The sequence below is a fragment of the Bradyrhizobium ferriligni genome, from assembly GCF_056837965.1.
Map to the genome: position 1 here is coordinate 92711 of NZ_JBXEJO010000012.1, position 16745 is coordinate 109455.

General features: G+C 60.8%; 22 protein-coding genes. 11 read left to right on the top strand and 11 right to left on the bottom strand.

What is annotated here, in order from left to right:
• Positions 1-54: 54 nt before the first annotated feature.
• The 3 genes from AC1VNY_RS09515 to AC1VNY_RS09525 all read right to left on the bottom strand — a co-directional run bounded on the left by AC1VNY_RS09515 (position 55) and on the right by AC1VNY_RS09525 (position 2447).
• On the bottom strand, positions 55-1206 hold the full coding sequence (locus tag AC1VNY_RS09515; protein WP_482404945.1) for an OpgC domain-containing protein: 1152 nt from the start codon (positions 1204-1206) through the stop codon (positions 55-57).
• A gap of 164 nt (positions 1207-1370) precedes the next feature.
• Positions 1371-1646, bottom strand: a complete 276-nt coding sequence (locus tag AC1VNY_RS09520; protein WP_482404978.1) for a hypothetical protein — start codon at positions 1644-1646, stop codon at positions 1371-1373.
• Positions 1647-1808: 162 nt separating this feature from the next.
• The gene (locus AC1VNY_RS09525; protein WP_304496288.1) at positions 1809-2447 is read right to left on the bottom strand and encodes a LexA family transcriptional regulator; all 639 of its coding nucleotides are present in this window, start codon (positions 2445-2447) and stop codon (positions 1809-1811) included.
• 127 nt (positions 2448-2574) lie between these two features.
• Here AC1VNY_RS09525 and AC1VNY_RS09530 point away from each other — a divergent pair, with 127 nt between their 5' ends.
• The 5 genes from AC1VNY_RS09530 to AC1VNY_RS09550 all read left to right on the top strand — a co-directional run bounded on the left by AC1VNY_RS09530 (position 2575) and on the right by AC1VNY_RS09550 (position 7580).
• Positions 2575-2880: a GcrA family cell cycle regulator gene (locus AC1VNY_RS09530; protein WP_482404946.1), complete on the top strand. Its 306-nt coding sequence runs from the start codon at positions 2575-2577 to the stop codon at positions 2878-2880.
• Entirely contained in the window at positions 2825-3133 is a 309-nt protein-coding gene (locus AC1VNY_RS09535) for a GcrA family cell cycle regulator (protein WP_482404947.1), read from the top strand. The genes AC1VNY_RS09530 and AC1VNY_RS09535 overlap by 56 nt, the downstream gene beginning before the upstream one ends.
• Positions 3134-3483: 350 nt before the next feature.
• Positions 3484-5046 carry a recombinase family protein gene (locus AC1VNY_RS09540; RefSeq protein WP_482404948.1) on the top strand — a complete coding sequence of 521 codons (1563 nt, stop codon included), beginning with the start codon at positions 3484-3486 and terminating at the stop codon, positions 5044-5046.
• A 549-nt stretch (positions 5047-5595) separates the two neighbouring features.
• Positions 5596-6018, top strand: coding sequence for a GFA family protein (locus tag AC1VNY_RS09545; RefSeq protein WP_026193083.1), 423 nt, complete (start codon positions 5596-5598; stop codon positions 6016-6018).
• Between the two features lie 299 nt (positions 6019-6317).
• Positions 6318-7580 (top strand): CaiB/BaiF CoA transferase family protein, encoded by a 1263-nt coding sequence (locus tag AC1VNY_RS09550; protein WP_482404979.1) that lies wholly within the window; start codon positions 6318-6320, stop codon positions 7578-7580.
• A gap of 235 nt (positions 7581-7815) precedes the next feature.
• Here AC1VNY_RS09550 and AC1VNY_RS09555 read toward each other — a convergent pair whose 3' ends face one another.
• Positions 7816-8001, bottom strand: coding sequence for a hypothetical protein (locus AC1VNY_RS09555; RefSeq protein WP_016847356.1), 186 nt, complete (start codon positions 7999-8001; stop codon positions 7816-7818).
• A gap of 25 nt (positions 8002-8026) precedes the next feature.
• On the opposite strand from AC1VNY_RS09555, the gene AC1VNY_RS09560 reads away from it, so the two are divergent.
• Positions 8027-8209, top strand: coding sequence for a hypothetical protein (locus tag AC1VNY_RS09560; protein ID WP_016847357.1), 183 nt, complete (start codon positions 8027-8029; stop codon positions 8207-8209).
• A 25-nt stretch (positions 8210-8234) separates the two neighbouring features.
• Here the strand turns inward: AC1VNY_RS09560 and AC1VNY_RS09565 are convergent, their stop codons facing one another.
• From AC1VNY_RS09565 to AC1VNY_RS09580, 4 genes are all read right to left on the bottom strand, one after another.
• Positions 8235-8555, bottom strand: coding sequence for a cupin domain-containing protein (locus tag AC1VNY_RS09565; RefSeq protein WP_482404949.1), 321 nt, complete (start codon positions 8553-8555; stop codon positions 8235-8237).
• Positions 8552-9238, bottom strand: a complete 687-nt coding sequence (locus AC1VNY_RS09570) for a YqcI/YcgG family protein (protein WP_240536935.1) — start codon at positions 9236-9238, stop codon at positions 8552-8554. The genes AC1VNY_RS09565 and AC1VNY_RS09570 overlap by 4 nt, the downstream gene beginning before the upstream one ends.
• 94 nt (positions 9239-9332) lie before the next feature.
• Positions 9333-10625 (bottom strand): MFS transporter, encoded by a 1293-nt coding sequence (locus AC1VNY_RS09575; RefSeq protein WP_482404950.1) that lies wholly within the window; start codon positions 10623-10625, stop codon positions 9333-9335.
• Positions 10625-11338 (bottom strand): hypothetical protein, encoded by a 714-nt coding sequence (locus AC1VNY_RS09580; RefSeq protein ID WP_482404951.1) that lies wholly within the window; start codon positions 11336-11338, stop codon positions 10625-10627. The genes AC1VNY_RS09575 and AC1VNY_RS09580 overlap by 1 nt, the downstream gene beginning before the upstream one ends.
• 63 nt (positions 11339-11401) lie before the next feature.
• Here AC1VNY_RS09580 and AC1VNY_RS09585 point away from each other — a divergent pair, with 63 nt between their 5' ends.
• From AC1VNY_RS09585 to AC1VNY_RS09595, 3 genes are all read left to right on the top strand, one after another.
• Positions 11402-12421 (top strand): GlxA family transcriptional regulator, encoded by a 1020-nt coding sequence (locus tag AC1VNY_RS09585; RefSeq protein WP_209910513.1) that lies wholly within the window; start codon positions 11402-11404, stop codon positions 12419-12421.
• A 165-nt stretch (positions 12422-12586) separates the two neighbouring features.
• Positions 12587-13720 (top strand): alpha-hydroxy acid oxidase, encoded by a 1134-nt coding sequence (locus AC1VNY_RS09590; protein WP_456684266.1) that lies wholly within the window; start codon positions 12587-12589, stop codon positions 13718-13720.
• A 143-nt stretch (positions 13721-13863) separates the two neighbouring features.
• A complete protein-coding gene (locus AC1VNY_RS09595) occupies positions 13864-14067 on the top strand; it encodes a hypothetical protein (protein WP_482404952.1) in 204 nt (67 codons plus the stop codon).
• Between the two features lie 13 nt (positions 14068-14080).
• Here the strand turns inward: AC1VNY_RS09595 and AC1VNY_RS09600 are convergent, their stop codons facing one another.
• Positions 14081-14266: a hypothetical protein gene (locus AC1VNY_RS09600; RefSeq protein ID WP_461848071.1), complete on the bottom strand. Its 186-nt coding sequence runs from the start codon at positions 14264-14266 to the stop codon at positions 14081-14083.
• A 217-nt stretch (positions 14267-14483) separates the two neighbouring features.
• Here AC1VNY_RS09600 and AC1VNY_RS09605 point away from each other — a divergent pair, with 217 nt between their 5' ends.
• Positions 14484-14837 (top strand): phasin, encoded by a 354-nt coding sequence (locus AC1VNY_RS09605; RefSeq protein ID WP_038379157.1) that lies wholly within the window; start codon positions 14484-14486, stop codon positions 14835-14837.
• Between the two features lie 27 nt (positions 14838-14864).
• Here AC1VNY_RS09605 and AC1VNY_RS09610 read toward each other — a convergent pair whose 3' ends face one another.
• Positions 14865-15125 (bottom strand): hypothetical protein, encoded by a 261-nt coding sequence (locus tag AC1VNY_RS09610; RefSeq protein WP_018272816.1) that lies wholly within the window; start codon positions 15123-15125, stop codon positions 14865-14867.
• 205 nt (positions 15126-15330) lie between these two features.
• Here AC1VNY_RS09610 and AC1VNY_RS09615 point away from each other — a divergent pair, with 205 nt between their 5' ends.
• Positions 15331-15642, top strand: coding sequence for a hypothetical protein (locus AC1VNY_RS09615; protein WP_482404953.1), 312 nt, complete (start codon positions 15331-15333; stop codon positions 15640-15642).
• Positions 15643-15743: 101 nt separating this feature from the next.
• Here AC1VNY_RS09615 and AC1VNY_RS09620 read toward each other — a convergent pair whose 3' ends face one another.
• Entirely contained in the window at positions 15744-15929 is a 186-nt protein-coding gene (locus AC1VNY_RS09620; RefSeq protein WP_482404954.1) for a hypothetical protein, read from the bottom strand.
• Between the last annotated feature and the right edge of the window lie 816 nt (positions 15930-16745).

Consider the following 16745-nt stretch of genomic DNA (forward strand, 5'->3'; position numbering starts at 1 on the left):
CGCGATAGCGAGGTGCGGCTGCGGCGGTCGCGGGCGATCGACTAACCGCAGGAATCAGGAATGAGCGACGGCCGACTTGCCGTCCTGCTGCTTGGACCACGAGACGTAGTAGGCGACGGCCGTCATCGCCGCGATGCCGGCGATGCTGACCGCGACCTGCCTTGCCAGCGAGTATGGGCCCGTAATCAGGATCAGGTGCGCGGCGAATGAGAGGAAGACGCCTGCGCAGAACACGGCCAGCCATTCCTCGCCGCACTTGATGATCGGCTGCAAGGCGGGAGATCGCAGGTATTCCCAATCGCGCGGCACCAGCCACGTGAACAGGAACGTCAGGGTCAGGAAGTGCAGGATGCGATGAGGTGCGACATCCTCCCGGTCGTTTGGCGGCAGCATATCGCTCAGCCCGCTCGGCATCATTTGCGCGAGTGCCGGGATATCGCTGCTCGAGACGATCGTTAGGGCGAACAGCAGATACAGCAACGCCATGGCGCGCAGCGCGGGTGCAGCCTGCATCGCGCGGATCGCGGGCGCATATCGCGCGCCGATCAGCGCGAGCCAACCGCCCATCACGAACAGCAATTGCCAGCAGAACGGATTGAGGTACCAGTCTCCATACGGATATGACGACAGGTTCCAGTCGAGCAGCCGGCCGGCCGCATAGAGGGTCACGGATGCGACGACCGTCACGTTCGGCACGTACAACAGCCCGAACACGATGATGGGCTGGAACGCCATCAAGGCAATGGTGAGTTGCAGCACGTCGAGATTGAGCGGCTTGGCCTGCAGGAACAGGCCGTAGATCAACGTCCGGATCGGGTGATCGATGAAGCCGGTGATGTTGAACTCGCTGATGATCTCGGGCGCCGCGGTCCGGGTGGCCACATAGCTGATCAACTCGACATAGATCACGAACAGAACGATATAGGCGGCATAGAGCTGCCATACGCGCTTGAAGATGCGGGTTGCGGCCACCAGGAAGCCGCGTTCCAGCGTCATCCTGGCGTAGATGAGCGTCACTGCGTAGCCGCCCACGAATACAAAAAGGTCAGTTGCGCCGCTGAAGCCGAAGTTGCGCATGGTCAGCGCGCCGACGACGTTGTGCGGAATATGGTCCAGAAACAGAAACCAGTTTGCGATGCCAAGCAGCAGCGCGATCCTGAGATCGCCGTCGGCTTTCGCGATCTCGGCGTTTGTTGTCGAAGTCATCTGAAGCTGAAATTTGCCGGCCCGAGAAACGAATCGCTAATCTAGAGGGAACCCGCGCCTGGTCCGAATAGACTTTGCGTGAACCCTATCTAGTCTGTTTCGGGTTCCGGCCAAGTGGCCGGCTCAAGAAAGATCACGTTTTCGCAATCAACTCGTGAGCGGTGTCAGACCGGCTCGTGTTTGCGCAGGTCGCGGGCGTGATCGAGCGTATTGGCTTGCAGGTTCGCGCCGGTCACGGGGAGCTCCGGCAAGGCGGCCTCGGCCAGGAGATCGTCCGTGACATCCTCGACCGAACACTCGGCAATCTCGTGAATGAAGCTGATGTTTGCATATTCTCCCGAGGCGATTCGTGAGACGACGTCGCGTCGTGTCATTTCGGGATCGACGATCGCCTGGCGGCCACGGCGGCCATAGTCGATCATCACGACGAAATACTGCATTGCCTGATCGTTCGATGTTCTGACTGTCACCGGGCATTATTTCCGATAATCGGAAGGTATGTCAAGGTGAATTGTTGAAAACCGAAATTCACGCATGCATGGCCGGACCGATTCGGCTCGAAGGCGTCCGAATCGGTCCGGCCGGTCCCTGAAGCAACACGGTTACTTCTCGGACGATCGCCCGCCCTGAGTCCGGGCAGATTTGCGACCCTTCGCCGCCGACTTGCCGCGCAGCCTTTCGATCTGGCCGCGGGGCAGGGTGACGCAGATTTCGCCGATCCATTCGAGCTTTACGCCGTTGATAGGCTTGGCATTAAAGCTCTTGAGGTTGACGGTGCCGGACGAACTGCCGCGTTCGATCGTCTTCAGATACCGCTCGCCGCTCTTCAGCCGGACCGCGGCTTCCTCTCCGTAGAAGCTCGACAGCGGATAGCGCTGCTCGCGATACACCACGATGACGTCGCCGTTCTCGTATTTCGGCAGCATCGAATCGCCCGAAACCTCGAAAGCGACGGTCTCCTCCGTCACCGGGAACGGAAGCTCGATTTCGCCGAGACCCTCCGGCGGGACCTGCTCAAGCTCCGGCTGGATCGAGGCGCCGGCGCCGACCCGGCCCACGATCGGCACCGAATTCAGCTCCAAATACTCCATGATCGGGGCAATCTCGGATGCTTTGATCAACCTTATTCCCGACAGGATTTCGGAGACCGCCCCGGCCCGAACCCCCATCGCGCGGGCAAGCCCGCCTTTGCTCTTCCCGGTCTTTTCCAGTGCTCGTTCGATCAGTGCCGCGTCCAGCATGTTTCATCCTTTCCCAAGCCCGGACACACTATATCCGTTACGATTATCAGAAACAAGCTTGACTTTTTCTTCGGAATATCGGAAGGTGTGCAAGGCGCCGGCGGAATGACAGAAATGGGAATTTGGAATGGAAACGATGAACTGGCTGCCGGAGCATTCGGCAGCCTTGCAGGACCTCCGCGCCCGCGGCTTGTCCTATTCGGAAATCGCTGACACGATCAACGCTACCTTCAATACGGCCTATACACGCAATGCGGCGCTCAGCCGGGCGCAGCGCATGGGGTTGGCGGGCCTCGAAAGGCTCGAGCCGTCCCTGCCGGGGCACCTCGATCCGCCCAAACCGTCCCTGCCGGAGCTCCCAAGGATCGGGCGGCTGCGTGAAGGGCGCCGAACTGGCGCCGGATCTGCTTCGCGCGCCGAAGATATTCACTGAAGCGGCGGAGATGCCGCAACTGCGTTGTGCGGCGGTCGTGCCGCGGCATCTTTCGCTGCTCGACCTCAAACCCGGAGACTGCCGCTATCCCTATGGCGGGGATAGCAACGGCGAGACAATGACCTTCTGCGGCCATCCGTGCCGGTCGGGCTCGAGCTACTGCACCCCGCATTTTCACCTGAGTCGCGATTCTGAGGCCACGGCGAGGACGGTGTTGAGCGCCGCCTGGCTTCAGGCCATCGGGGCCGGTTGAGGCCATTCATCACCTGACCGACGGACATCGGTCCGCAACCGCTATCGCGCGGAAGCCTCCGCGCGCCCATCATCAGATATTTTGGAGCTTACCAATGCCGCGAGCCAAGCGCCGGAAGCCGTACGATCGCGCCGGAGCGCGCGAAGCGGTCAATGCGTGACGCGCATGGTTGGGGAGTTCGTAAAAAAGCTGTGACTGCCCTAACAGAGGCGGAAAGCGAGCGGGGCTGCGGCTTAGGGTCGATATGTCAGGTAAACTGCCTCTCACGTGATTAGCACCCTCAACCACGCTGACGAGGCTGCTGCGCTTTGCTATTGTTTTTGCGCAGAGAGAAGCGCGGGAGCAGCCTTATGGTGCAAGCTCTCATTGTACACAAGGACCGGCTGCCTCAGCCGCAAAAGATGCATCAAGCGGCACAATATGTCCGCATGTCCACCGACTACCAGAAATACTCTATCGAAAATCAGGCGGTGGTTATCGCGGCCTACGCCGAGCTTCATAAACTCACGATCGTGCGCACCTATCGCGATGAGGGCGAAAGCGGCCTGAAGATCGAGAACCGAACTGGCTTGACCGAACTGATTGACGATGTTCAGTCCGGTCGAATTGAGTTTGGTCATTTGCTGGTATTTGACGTCAGTCGATGGGGGCGCTTTCAGGACGTTGATGAGAGCGCGCACTACGAGTTCATGTGTCGAAGGGCCGGCGTCAAGGTTGCCTATTGCGCCGAGCAATTCGACAACGACGGCAGTCTCCTTTCGAGCATAGTTAAGAATATCAAGAGGGTCATGGCGGCAGAGTTCAGCCGGGAGCTTTCGGCCAAGGTTCTTGCAGGAGCTTTGCGTCTGGCAAGTCGCGGATTCAAGATGGGTGCCCCGGCACCTTATGGTCTAGAGAGGCGACTCGTTGACGATAAATGTAGGCCGAAAGGTGTTCTGAAGAGCGGCGAGCGGAAGTCTCTTACCACAGACCGTGTCACACTCGGGCCAGGCTCGAGAGATCAAGTCGACGTCGTGAAGTGGGTCTTCGATGAATATCTACGATGCAAATCGCAGGCGGAAATCGCGCGAGAGCTTAACCGAAGAGGCCTCCTTACGAACCGAGGATACCGATGGCAGCAAAGTGCGATAAGTGCACTTCTTCATAACGAAGCGTATATCGGCAACTCCATCTACAATCGTGACACTGCGAAACTAGGAGCGAAGCGAACGCACAATCCGAGAGAGCTCTGGATCACACGTCAGGGTGCGATCGAGCCGATCATTAAGCGTGATACATTTCTGCGCGCAAAGAAGACAATGGAGGAGCGTTGCGTCTGTATTTCCGAGAAGGAGATGCTCGTGCGCCTTCGTAAGGTCCTGATGAAGAACGGCAAGCTCAACGCCTCGATTATTAATGCAAGCCCCGGTTTACCTTCGCTCACCACATATCTAGTTCACTTTGGCACGCTTCGAAATCTCTATCGATTGATCGGCTACACGGGCAACCAAGGCCGCTTCGACAAGCTTGACGCGCACAGAAAGTGGGTCAATTTCCACCTCGAAAATGCCAGCCGTCTTCGCGAAGCCTTTGAGGATGCGGGTAGGCGCGCCACACTTGATCAGTCGACCGAATGTTTGCGGATAGATAACGCCGTGAATATCTGCTTCCGATTGGCCAAATGGCGCAAGTATGGGCGCCAGCCGCTGCGCTGGGCGATGGTTCGTCACGTGGCATTGCAGAGAGGATGGGTCGTCGCGCTAAGGATGGGTGAGAACAACGAGGCGGTCCTGGATTATCTATTATTGCCGTCGGCGTCACTTTCGTTCAAAAGCCACGTATTCTCTTTTTCGGAGGACACACGCGCGGCCTACAAAATCGAGCGCTTTCAGACTTTCGAGGCGCTGTCTCGGTCGCTCGTAGAACGCGTCTGAGCGAGCTAAACAAAGCAGGTCAAAAAAGAGCTAGAGCGCCAGGTAGCGCTCGACTGAGCAACGTTGTGCGCACCTACACTCACCACGATGATGACTAAGAGCAGCGGTCTCGCTTACGAGACCACCGCTCGGGCATGTACGCTCGCAAGCCCTCCGAATCTTTTGCCTAGATAGTCCGAAGGTTCATTGTGATCGACGTCAGTAACAATGCGCGGTTTGCCGCGCATGAATCCGGCACGGCAGCAACTCACGACATGACTGTGCCTTGCCTCACACTGAACTCATTCCTTGTGTGCGGTCGGGATTGGGCCCGGCCAGGCTGTGTCGAAGATGGTCGACAGCGGCGCGGACTCTCATGTAACTTCCGTCGTGTCGACGACCTGCCTGCATTCGAGGCCTCTGGCGCAAGGAAGGGTCTGGTACGTCTACGTAAGGGAGTTCGCTGCGGCTACGCATCTGTCCAAATTCTCTGCATCACGAACGCCACGGGCAACGTGGATCGATGCCGACGCGGAGCCCAATCAAAATAACCCAAGGGAGAAACGACCGATGAATCACACTGGAAACTGCTTTTGTGGCGCCGTCGAACTCAAGGTCAGCGGGGAGCCCGAGGCAATGGGCTATTGCCACTGCCGTTCATGCCGTTCCTGGTCCGGCGGTCCGGTGAATGCGTTCAGCCTCTGGAAGCCCGAGGCGGTCGAGGTCACCAAGGGCGCCGACCACATCGCGACATTCGAGAAGACCGCGATGAGCCAGCGCAAATATTGCACAAAATGCGGCGGTCACCTGATGACCAACCACCCGACGCTCGGGCTCGTCGACGTGTTCACCGCAACGATCCCGACGCTGAAATTCAGCCCAGGGGTTCACGTCAACTATTCCGAGGCAGTGCTGCAGATACGCGACGGCCTGCCGAAGTTGAAGGATTTTCCGGCCGAGTTCGGCGGCTCCGGCGAAATGATTGCCGAATAGCTCGAAGGCTCCCCATCACGAAAGCGGGTGGCGGCGTGCCGCCACCCGCCTGCGTATGGGCTCCGCCTCGCACAGATCGGTATCCGGCAGGCTTGCTTCGCATGCAAGGCGTCCGACCATGTCGGCGGCCGCCGGCGCCGCCGGGGCGCTCTGGCCATTGACAGCCATGTCGGACGAAGGTCCCGCCCTGCAAAATCCGGGTTTGGTTTTGCTGACGAGCTTCCGCTAAAAGGCGAGCAGTGCCGGTCTTGGCAGGGACCGTCGTATTTCGCCTGACAAAATAACAGAGGAAGCGTCAGATCATGACTAGACCAGAATTGCCGGGGCGCACGCCGCGCGGGGAGGGAGTTCCGACGGCGCTCGACGGCCTGCTGGTCGTCGACTTCACCCGCGTCGTGGCCGGCCCGGCCTGCACGCAAACGCTGGCCGACTTCGGGGCCGAAGTCATCAAGATCGAGAATCCGGACGGCGGTGATGACACGCGCGCCTATGAGCACGCCGAAATCGGCGGGGAGAGCGCGGCGTATCTGAGCCTCAATCGCAACAAGCGCGGCATTGCGCTCGATTTCAACAATCCGGCCGCGCTCGAGGTCGCGCGCGCGTTGATTGCCAAGGCCGACGTGGTGGTGGAGAATTTCTCCGGCGGCGTGATGAAGAAATTCGGTCTCGATTATGCGTCGGTGGCGCCGACCAACCCGCGGCTGATTTACTGCTCGATCTCCGCCTACGGCCGCAAAGGCGATTTCGCGCTGCGCCCGGGCTTCGACCCGATCACGCAGGCCGAAAGCGGCTTCATGTCGCTCAACGGCTTTCCGGATGGCGAGCCGGTGCGCACCGGCCCGCCGATCGTCGACATGGCAACGGGCATGTCGGCCTGCAACGCCATCCTGCTGGCGCTGATTGCGCGCGATCGGCTCGGTCGCGGTCAGCAGGTCGAGGTCGCATTGATCGACACCGCGGTGTCAATGACCGGCTTCTACGGCATGGCCTATCTCATCAATGGCAACAATCCCGGCCGTTTCGGCAACTCTCCGAACGGTTCGCCGACCGTCGGCGTCTATCGGGCGTCCGATGGTCCGCTCTACATGGCCTGCGCTAATGACCGGCTCTATCGCCGGCTGGTCACCGATGTGCTGGAACGTCCGGATCTCGTCACCGATCCCGAGTTTGCTCACCGCAAGGCGCGGACCGCCAACAAGGAGAAGCTGCGCGCAATCATTGCCAGCGTGTTTGCGGGCGACACGCTCGAGAACTGGATGGCGAAGATGAAGAAGGCCAACATTCCGGTTGGCTATCTGCGGACGGTCGAGGAGGGGTTCAATGCGCCCGAGGTGCGCGACCGGCATCGCCTGAGCAGGATTGCGCATCCAACCGCCGGCTCGGTTCCGAACATCGAGTCGCCGGTCAATATGAGCCTGACGCCGACCGTTGATCCTGTTGCGGCTCCGCTGCTCGGTCAGCATACGAAGGACGTGTTGAGCAAGACGCTCGGCTACGACGACCGGAGCATCGCCGCGCTGGCCGAGGCCGGCGCGTTTGGCAAGGCAGGCAACACCGGCTAGAGCCTTTTCCGTTCCGATGGAATCGGAACGGGGCTCTAGATTCTGGTTTGATGCGAACCGGTATTCGCTTCGCTCGAAAACGCGCCAGCGTGCCCAGGCTGTAAAAACGATCAACTATTCGCAAACCAACCTGACCGCAGGCGAGAGGAAAGCCTCTCGCCTGGCGAGATGTCTTTCAGGCGTCGCAGGCCCCGGCGCGTCGCCGACGGCCCGGGAGCTGGTCCGTTTCGGGAACTCAGTTCGGCTTGCTGCGCAAGTTGTTCCTTGGCATACTTTCAACTTCCTCGGGCTCCGCCCGATCGATCTCGAGGCGTGCCATCCGGAGGATGAGGGTTGCCGTGGTCAGGCCGAGGCGTTCGGCCTCTTGTGCTGCGGTGTCGACCTTCTGGGCCAAGCCTTCACGTTTACCTGGGTATGCCATTCGTAATCCTCACTTAAGGTGCGAGATGAAAAATCCCACATACGTTGCAGAGCTGCAGAAGAAGCTCGGAGCTCCATCGAGCGAAACACTGGAAAGCCTGCGACTGTTGAAGGCTTTCCTTCGACTTGCGCCCGACCAGCGTTCCGAGGTCATCGAGCTGGTCGAACGTTTGGCGGTTGAGCCACCGCGCGATCCCTCACTGTCCTGAGGTGCTCGCAAATCTTTCCTGTGCGTCAGTTGTTCATCGGCTTGGCGGGTGTTTGCGTCGCGATCACGTAGATTGCGCCGCCCTCAAGCGCTTCGGATTGATGCCGGGTGCCGGCCGGCAGCAGGATGGTATCGCCGGCGCTGACCACGCGCTCGCCGCCATCCCAGATGAAGTTCAGCCGGCCGCTGATGATCATCAGTATCTCGTCGACCGGATGAGTATGAAACTGATGCACCTTGCCGGCCGCATCATGCTGCAGCTCGACCGAGCCCTGGGCCGGGAGCAGGTTCAGAATCTCCGCGTCGATGGCAAATTCAGTCTTCGTGCCTGCGATGATCTGGGTCATGCTGCCTGCTCCTTGTTCGCGATCGGTTGCGCCTTGTTCTGCGCGAGCTTGGCGAAGGGGCAGCCCGAGCTCGCATTGTTGTCGTCGTGCAGGAAGTACTGCAGATACTCGCGGCCGTCGGTTGCGCCGTAGCGGCCAAGAAGCGGAGAGGGGCTCGCGCTGTCGTACGGGATCAGGCGCTTGCGCACCTCCGTGAACGCGGCGTTCGCGGCCTTCTCCGTCCCGAGGATCTTCTCGAACACCCAGCGCGGCTGGAACGTGAGCATGAAGGCGCTGGACCGGCGGCTTTGCCGCATCACGTGCGCGGGCGTCGTGCAGACCACGAAGATCGGCTCGCCCGCAAATGAGAACTCCCACATCGGGTGGTCGATCTGTTCCGGAATCTCCGATGGCCACGGGTTCTTGTCCAGCCGTGCGAGCTGGTCGAGCGTCAGCCACATCTTGCGATAATAGGCATCGAGCGTCTGTACCGGGCGGGGCCGCGTGAACACGATCAACGAGGTATTGGGACCGAACGAGCGCGCCTGCGAGACATATTGCCCGAGTTGCTCGCCCAGCACCGCCACGTCATATGGATCAAGGAAAAGGTAGCGGAGCTGATCCTGGCGATGTCCGGTCACGCCGAACACGCAAGGGAACGGCCTTGCCTCGCTGCTCATCTGCGCTTCAAACTCGGAGAACATCACGCTCTGCCAGCTGCTGACCGGAAAGTTTGACGCGACTTCACCTCTTCTCAAGAACAAGCGCTCCATAACACCCCCTACACTCATAACCACACTAACGAGCTATCAACTTGCTTCTCATCAAGAGCGGCCCGGCAATGCCCGGCAGCGACATGAGAAGCAGAATGACAATCAAGGCGCTGTAGCCGCCGTCGCCGATCGCGGCCGTGTTGTGTACGGCGTCGGTTCCCGAGGCATTGCTGGCGGCGAGCATCGCGAAGCCGATGATGGGCTGCGAGATGCCGGCGAAGAGTCCGGCGGCTGTGGTGTTCACGGATGCGCCCACGCCGATCAGATCGGCGGTGTAGAGCTTCTTGACGCATTTCAGCACCAGCGGGACGGTGCCGCCGGCGACGAGCCCCAAGGCAGTGAACACGACGGTGACGTAGGCGAGTCCGAATGTCTGGGCGATCGGCGGCAGCAGCATCGCGATCAGCAGCATGCGCAGTACGCAAATGCCGATCAGCGCACGGTCAAGCGCCGCCGCGGCGCGATCGGCGGCGTGGCCCAGGAAGATCGAGCCGAGCGCATTGCCGATCATGAAGGCGAGCAGGGGCGTGCCGGCCGCCGTCGGGGAGATGTGGAAGAAGTGCGCGACCATCGGAATGCCCCAGACGCCCGACAGCGTCGTCACCACCGCGAAGTGCGACGCAAACGTCATCGCGCAACCCCAGTTCGCGACATGGGCCAACGATTGCCGCGCGGCGGTCACTACGCCCTTCAGCGTCTTGTTGCTGTGCGAGGCCGGATCTGGCTTGAGCGCGAGCTTGGCGAAAGCGAGGTTGGCCAATCCAATGCACGCGATGAACAGGAAGCAGGCCCGCCAGCCAAAGCCTGAGACTGCGGCTGCAAGCGGCGTGGTCGCGATGACGCCTCCGACATAGCCGGAGACCTGCGAAATGCCCGACATCATGCCGAACCGCTCATCCGCGAAGCTCTGTGCCACGAGCTTCAGGAGTGCGGTGAAGACCAGCGCATCGCCGCAGGCGACGATCAGGCGTGCAACAAAAACGTCGAGCAGATTCGGTGCCAGCGCGAACGCGGCGCTGCCGAGCGAGGAGGCGATCATGCTGACGAGGACGACGCGCTTGACGCCGTAACGGTCGACCAGAAGGCCGGCCGGAATCTGCATCAAGGTGTAGCCCCAGAAGTAGCTCGAGGCGAGCATCGCAACACCGGCCGCGTCGGTGTTGAAGTCGTGCATGAAACTGAGGCTGACCGATTGCGGCGATACGCGCTGCAGGAAGGCTATGGCGTAAGCGATGGCCACCGCAGTCCACGCGAGATAGGCGCGATCGGTGAAGCGCGACGTCGGGGCATAAACGGCTTGTTGTCCGAGCATCGACATCACACCCTCGCGTAACCCACCGAGAAAAGGGCATCCGCTGAATTCGGAATCTTCCGCGACATCGCGGCATCGACCAGCGACGCGGTGCCATGATAGGCCTGCCGATGGTGCTTAATGTGGCCGTAAGCGCCACGCATGATCATGTCGGGCAGTTCGAGCGGCTTGCCCGGATAGAGCGAGGTGCACATCTCGATACAGGCCGCCTGCAGGGCGAGATCCTGCGTATCGTCGAGCAAAGATGGAGTCACTTTTTCGCAAATCTTAGCGTTCGCTGCCCAGACGATCGGGTTGCGGGTTCGCCAGCCGTAGAGCACGTTGCCCTCGGCTCTCGCGGCGGCGCCGGAGCATTTCAGGACTTCCGATGTGAAGAAGCCGTAGAAGCCGCGGCCCTGGTGCGCCGGGAGCACTTCCGTGCCGCTGCGATAGATTCCAAGTCCGGCCGACATCTCCAGGACGCGGTAGACCGAGAAGGCAATGAGGCCAGATCGATCGTAGACAAGGATCAGGCTGTACTTCTTGTCGAAGGGCGAGGAGGTTGCTGTCCAGTGCGGCTCGGTGGCCTGCCAGTTGACGGCAATGATGCCGTTCATGGCGTCCATCAGCGGCTGACGGTCGCAGGCTTCGACCCGGGAAGCATCGGGTAGACTATAGATCGCGTAATCCGTCCAAGGCGATTTGATCGCCTCGTATTCGCTGCCCAGATTTCGCGACATGGCAGAACTCCAGAATTCCATTGCGAGCTATACAGGGCAGCCTCGAATGGCTTAAAGGACAATATGCCCTCGAAAACTGCCAAAGCGCCCCGGCCTGAGCCGCGCGACAAGAAAGCAACGCGGCGGATCGCGATCGTTGCCTTTCCGGGTGTGACCTTGCTCGACATCTCGGGACCGGCGCAGGTGTTTGCAGAACTGGAAGCGATCGAGCTGCCGGGACCGGACTACTCTCTGTCCTACCTGTCGACCTCCGGCGGGTTGGTGCCGACCGATGTCGGCATGATGATCGACACGGCGCCGATCGACAGTATTGCGCCGGCCGAGGTCGACACGCTGGTGATCCCCGGCGGGCCCGGCATCTGGAAGATCCGCAACGACGCGAAGTTGATGACCTGGATCGCGGAGGCGCTGCCGAAGGCGCGCCGTATCGCGTCTGTTTGCCTTGGCGCATTTGCGTTGGCCTGGACCGGGATTCTGGACGGCAAGCGGGCAGCAACGCACTGGCGCTATTGTCCCCGTCTGCAGGATAGCTTTCCCAATATCCGGGTTGAGCCCAACGCGATCTTCGTCAAGGATGGACGGGTCTGGTCATCGGCCGGGGTCAGCGCCGGCATCGATCTGGCGCTCGCCATGATCGAGGAGGATTTCGGCCACACCATCGCGCTCGATGTTGCGCGCAGACTTGTGGTGTTTCTGAAACGGCCGGGCGGTCAGAGCCAGTTCTCGACCGTCCTTGCCGCTCAGGCATCGGACGTCGAGGGACGCTTCAGCGCGCTGCACGCCTGGATCATTGAGAACATCACGAGCGACCTCAAGGTCGAGACCCTCGCGGAAAAGGCGGGGATGACGCCGCGCACCTTCGCCCGGACCTATGTCAGCCGCACCGGCATGACACCGGCAAGCGGCGTCGAGGCGCTGCGCGTGGAGACCGCGCGCTTGCTGCTCGAAAGCCGCCAGATCGGCGGTGTGGTCGAGGTCGCCAAGCGCGCGGGATTTGGCGATGACGAGCGAATGCGGCGGGCCTTCCTGCGCCACCTCGGCGTATCGCCGACCGAGTACCGAAACCGGTTTTCGGGCAGCTAGCTCGCCTCGGGCGAGGCCGTCTGGATGCGGACCGCTTCGCGTCGAGAGCCGATCTATCTCACGAGCGAATAGCTGGCCTTCGCTGGCCGGATTCGTGGCTCAAGGTGGTAGCTTTTCCGGTTTGTCTGCGGCTAATGTGCCGGCCAAATCGGGAGAAGAAACACCATGAATGACGGGACCCCCATTCGGCAGGCGCGCAATGTCGAACTCGGCGCCAGCGGCGAGGAATTCCAGAACCTGCACGAATTCGCGCGAAAGGCCCGCGCCAAGCTGAATCAGAACGCGTGGGACTACATCGTCGGCGCCTCGGAGACCGAGACCACGATGCGCCGCAATAGAATGGCGCTCGACGAGATTGCGTTCCGGCCGCGCGTCCTGCGCAACGTCATCAACGTCGATCCTTCCACCGAAGTATTCGGACGCAAGCTCCGGCTTCCCGTGATGATCGCCCCGGTCGGGGCGCTCGAGATCTTCGATCCGGATGCGGGCGCGGCCGTGGCGCGCGGAGCGGGAACGTTCGGCGCGGCGCACATGCTGAGTTCGGTGTCCGAGCCTGGGCTGGAGAACACCGCCAAGGCGGCACCGGATGCGCTTCGCATCTTCCAGCTCTATGTGCGCGGCGACGATGCCTTTGTCGAGGATGTGGTCAGCCGCAGCATCGACAACGGTTACGCCGCGTTCTGCCTCACCGTCGATACCGCCCATTACAGCCGGCGCGAGCGCGACATAGCCAAGCGCTATGTCCGCGAGAGCCGCATCCGCGCCACCGGCGGCGATTTCCAGAAGGGTCTGGAATGGCGGACGGTGAAGTTGATCAAGGACAAGTTCAAGATTCCACTTATCCTCAAGGGGATCGCCACCGCCGAAGACGCCAAGATCGCGCTCGACCACGGGGTCGACTGGATCTATGTCTCAAATCATGGCGGCCGACAGCTCGACCATGGCCGTGGGTCCATGCATGTCCTGCCCGAGATCGTTCAGGCGGTCGCCGGCCGTGCCAAGATCATGGTCGATGGCTCGTTCTGCCGCGGCACCGACATTGTGAAGGCGATCATTTCGGGCGCTGATCTTGTCGGCATCGGCCGCCTGCAGTGCTGGGCGCTCGCCGCGGCCGGCGAGGCCGGCATTGTCCGGATGCTTGAACTGCTGGAGGACGAGGTGATCCGCTGCCTCGGTCTGCTCGGCGTCACCAGCTTTGCCGAACTGGACAAATCCTACCTGCATCCGGCGATGCCGACCAATCTGCCGAGCGTGTTCAGCGCATTCCCGCTTCTCGATATCGACCCCTACCGCTACTGAGCCGCTGCGAGCGATGCATGAAGCGCTGGCGCGATCGAGGCATTGTGCGCCTCGATCGCGCCAGCCGCCATCAATCTGTGATGTCCATGAAGCCGCCGCGGCGGCGACAAAGTCTGATCCAAATGCCGCACTAGTCGAGGCGGATGGCAAAAAATCCATTCGCGGAATTTTCACTCGAGCGCGCGATCGGCCTGCGCTGGACCTTGCGGGATATCCAGGCCGGCAGGCTCAAATTGTCACCGGTCAGCGACGAGGATCTGCACATCCTCGCTGAGCTCGGTCTGGTCGAACTTCATGACGACGAGCCCGGGCTGACGGAGGCGGGGGCCGCCGTGCTGAGCGACTGAACAGGCGCGCAGCCTAGCGCGCGTTCAGGAAGCTTTCACCGGAATTGCAAGGCGTGCACTGATAAGTCAGCACGTCGTAGACTTGGTCGCGCGGCTCGATCAAGGCAAGCCGCATTTGCGTGCCGCACTTCATGCACGGCATATCTATGTTGGTCTTGAACCGGGTGCAGGTTGGTGTTGGACGAACGGCGCGCAGCATCGGATCCCCTTATTCCCCAGAGACGCGAACGCGACCGACGAAGAAGCCGAATCACTATGCCACAGTGCTGACATGATTGGAATCGGCTGTCGGTCGCGGCTAGGTAATTTTTCCTCAACTGGCCGGAGGGGGGGGGGTCTTCATAGCTCGCGATCCGGCGCTGACGCCGTCACAATCTATGCTAACCTCGCCAGACGCTTATTTCAGGGGCGCGATCATGATTGAGCCGAAGCTTGAAGTTCCCGCCGAGTTGCGCGATCTCGCGGAAAAGACCATCGACCAGGCCGAACAGGCCTTTAGCCTGTTCTTTGATGCCGCGAGCAAGTCGATGACGTCGATGCCTGGCGCCGGTACCGAGATATCCAAACAAGCGCTATCGTTCACCGAGCAGAACATGAAGGCGGCGTTCGAGCATGCGCGCAAGCTCGTGCACGCAACGGATCTGCAGGAGGCCATGCGAATCCAGTCGGAATTCCTGCGAAGCCAGTTCACCAATGCCGGCGAACACATGCGGCAGATCAGCGGTAGCGTGATGTCGGTGACCAAGGACGCGACGAAGGGCAAGTTCTAGAACGGCTTTCGCGGTCCCATCGACGCTTTATCGCCGGCGCGCGACGGCGACGCCGAGCAGAAACGCGACGAACAGGCTTGCGAGCGGCGCTTCGCGCGTGACCGCACTCACGGTGGCCAGGGCTCCGCCCGGTCGGCGCGAGGTCGCGATGGCGTCGCTGAGGCGATCGGCGGCCGCTCGAAGTCCATCCGACACCTCCGTGATCGTACGCGAAACATCCGTCGCGGTGTCGATCGCTCGTTCACCGAGTGTGGGCTGAAGCGGGGACTCGGGTATTTCGGAGCTCATGTGCGTGCCGCAATTTCATTGAAGGCCAGATGACCGACGCCGGGTGACCGCCCCCATTGCTATCCGCACGTTTTGGACGGCGGTGGCGGCCACATATCCCAGAAATTCCGCAGCGGTGGATTGGTTCCACCGAATATGCCTCGCTTTCACGTCGGGGAACCGGAAACTTACGCGCGGGTCGCGGCTTGTTTCCGTGGAGGAGACGATGATGACAATGCAGGCGCATGGCATTGCGGATGGCGGTTCGGTCAAGCATCGAAATCGGCATGGCGGCACGCCGCTGTTGGTCGCGGCCGTGGTTGCGATCCTCGGCGTGCTCGGCATGCTGATCGTGGATCACGGTCCGTGGAACAAGCCGAACGTGCAGCCGGCTGCTTCGGCTAACTACTCAACGACCGGCGAGGCGGCGCGAGCCGCTGGCGCAAAGGTCATACCGACCGAGCCCAAGGCACCGATCGAGCCTGTTCCACCCGGCCCAAAGCCCGCTCATCCGGCAAATCCGAGCACGCCGCAATAGATGCCGGCGTTGGTGGGATCGCATCCCGCGGCAGGGCGCAGGAATTGACTCGTCGGGCAAATCAGCGGCACAAAATCATTGTCGGAAATATCGCGGGATGATCAGCGAACGCTGACCAGCATGCCCCACGCTGCTGCAAATCCTGCACCGACAAGAACGAGCATCGGACTATCGCAGAACACGCCGCCATACTGGCACATGGTGGCACCAAGAGAGCCGATCTGATGATGGCCCGCGGCGTAGAACAGGCCGGACAGGACCGCGAGCACGGCAGCAACGAAATACATCGACGCTTCCTCCTTGCAATCAAATGCGGCGCGGGTCAGTTCGACCGACGCGAGCCAAAACTGTATTGATGTCGATCCAAATATTGTGAGCTGTCCGCTTGACGCGTCGGGCAACTCAGCGGCACACTGACATCATCGCAGCAAGCATAGGCGCTTGGCGCCGGCTCGCGTTGCGATTCCGGGTCAATGCGCAAACTTTCGCTGAAGGCGGTTTCTCACCGTCGAAGCCGACGCATCGCATTTTACCGATCACATTCAGCCCGAAAAAAGGGTTTGACCCGTCGGGCAACTCAGGGGCATGATCCGAAAAGCAGAAATTGTTGAGCCCGCGCGGAGCAATCCGCGGCGGGCTTTTTCTTTGCCATCTCGCCCACCCGACGGTGACTATCGATGTATGAAGCCGACGTCGAGCAATCGTGATGGAAACGTTGATCGAGCAAGATCGGGCGCGCCGAAGCGAAATCGACGCCACTGTAGTCAAGACCATTGCGACAGTCTTCACTCATTCGGTTTCGAGGAAGGGGGCCGACGAAAGCTGCGCTGATTTTCAACATCTCCGACAATGGCGCTAGAACGCGGAGCAGGCGCAAAGCTATGCGTTCAAAGCGTTCATCACAGTAATCGCCACGGGATTTCTCGGAGCCGTTTGGTTAGGCATAGGGCGACGCTCGGAAAATAACTGCGGCGCGCGGATCCGAGTTGTTGCGAACAATTCGTCCATCTAGAGGTCCCTAGCCGAACCGACGGGGCCATTTTTTGCATTTTCCGGTCAGTAGGTAGCACTTTCGATGCCGTCGCTAGCGGGATCGAATCTTG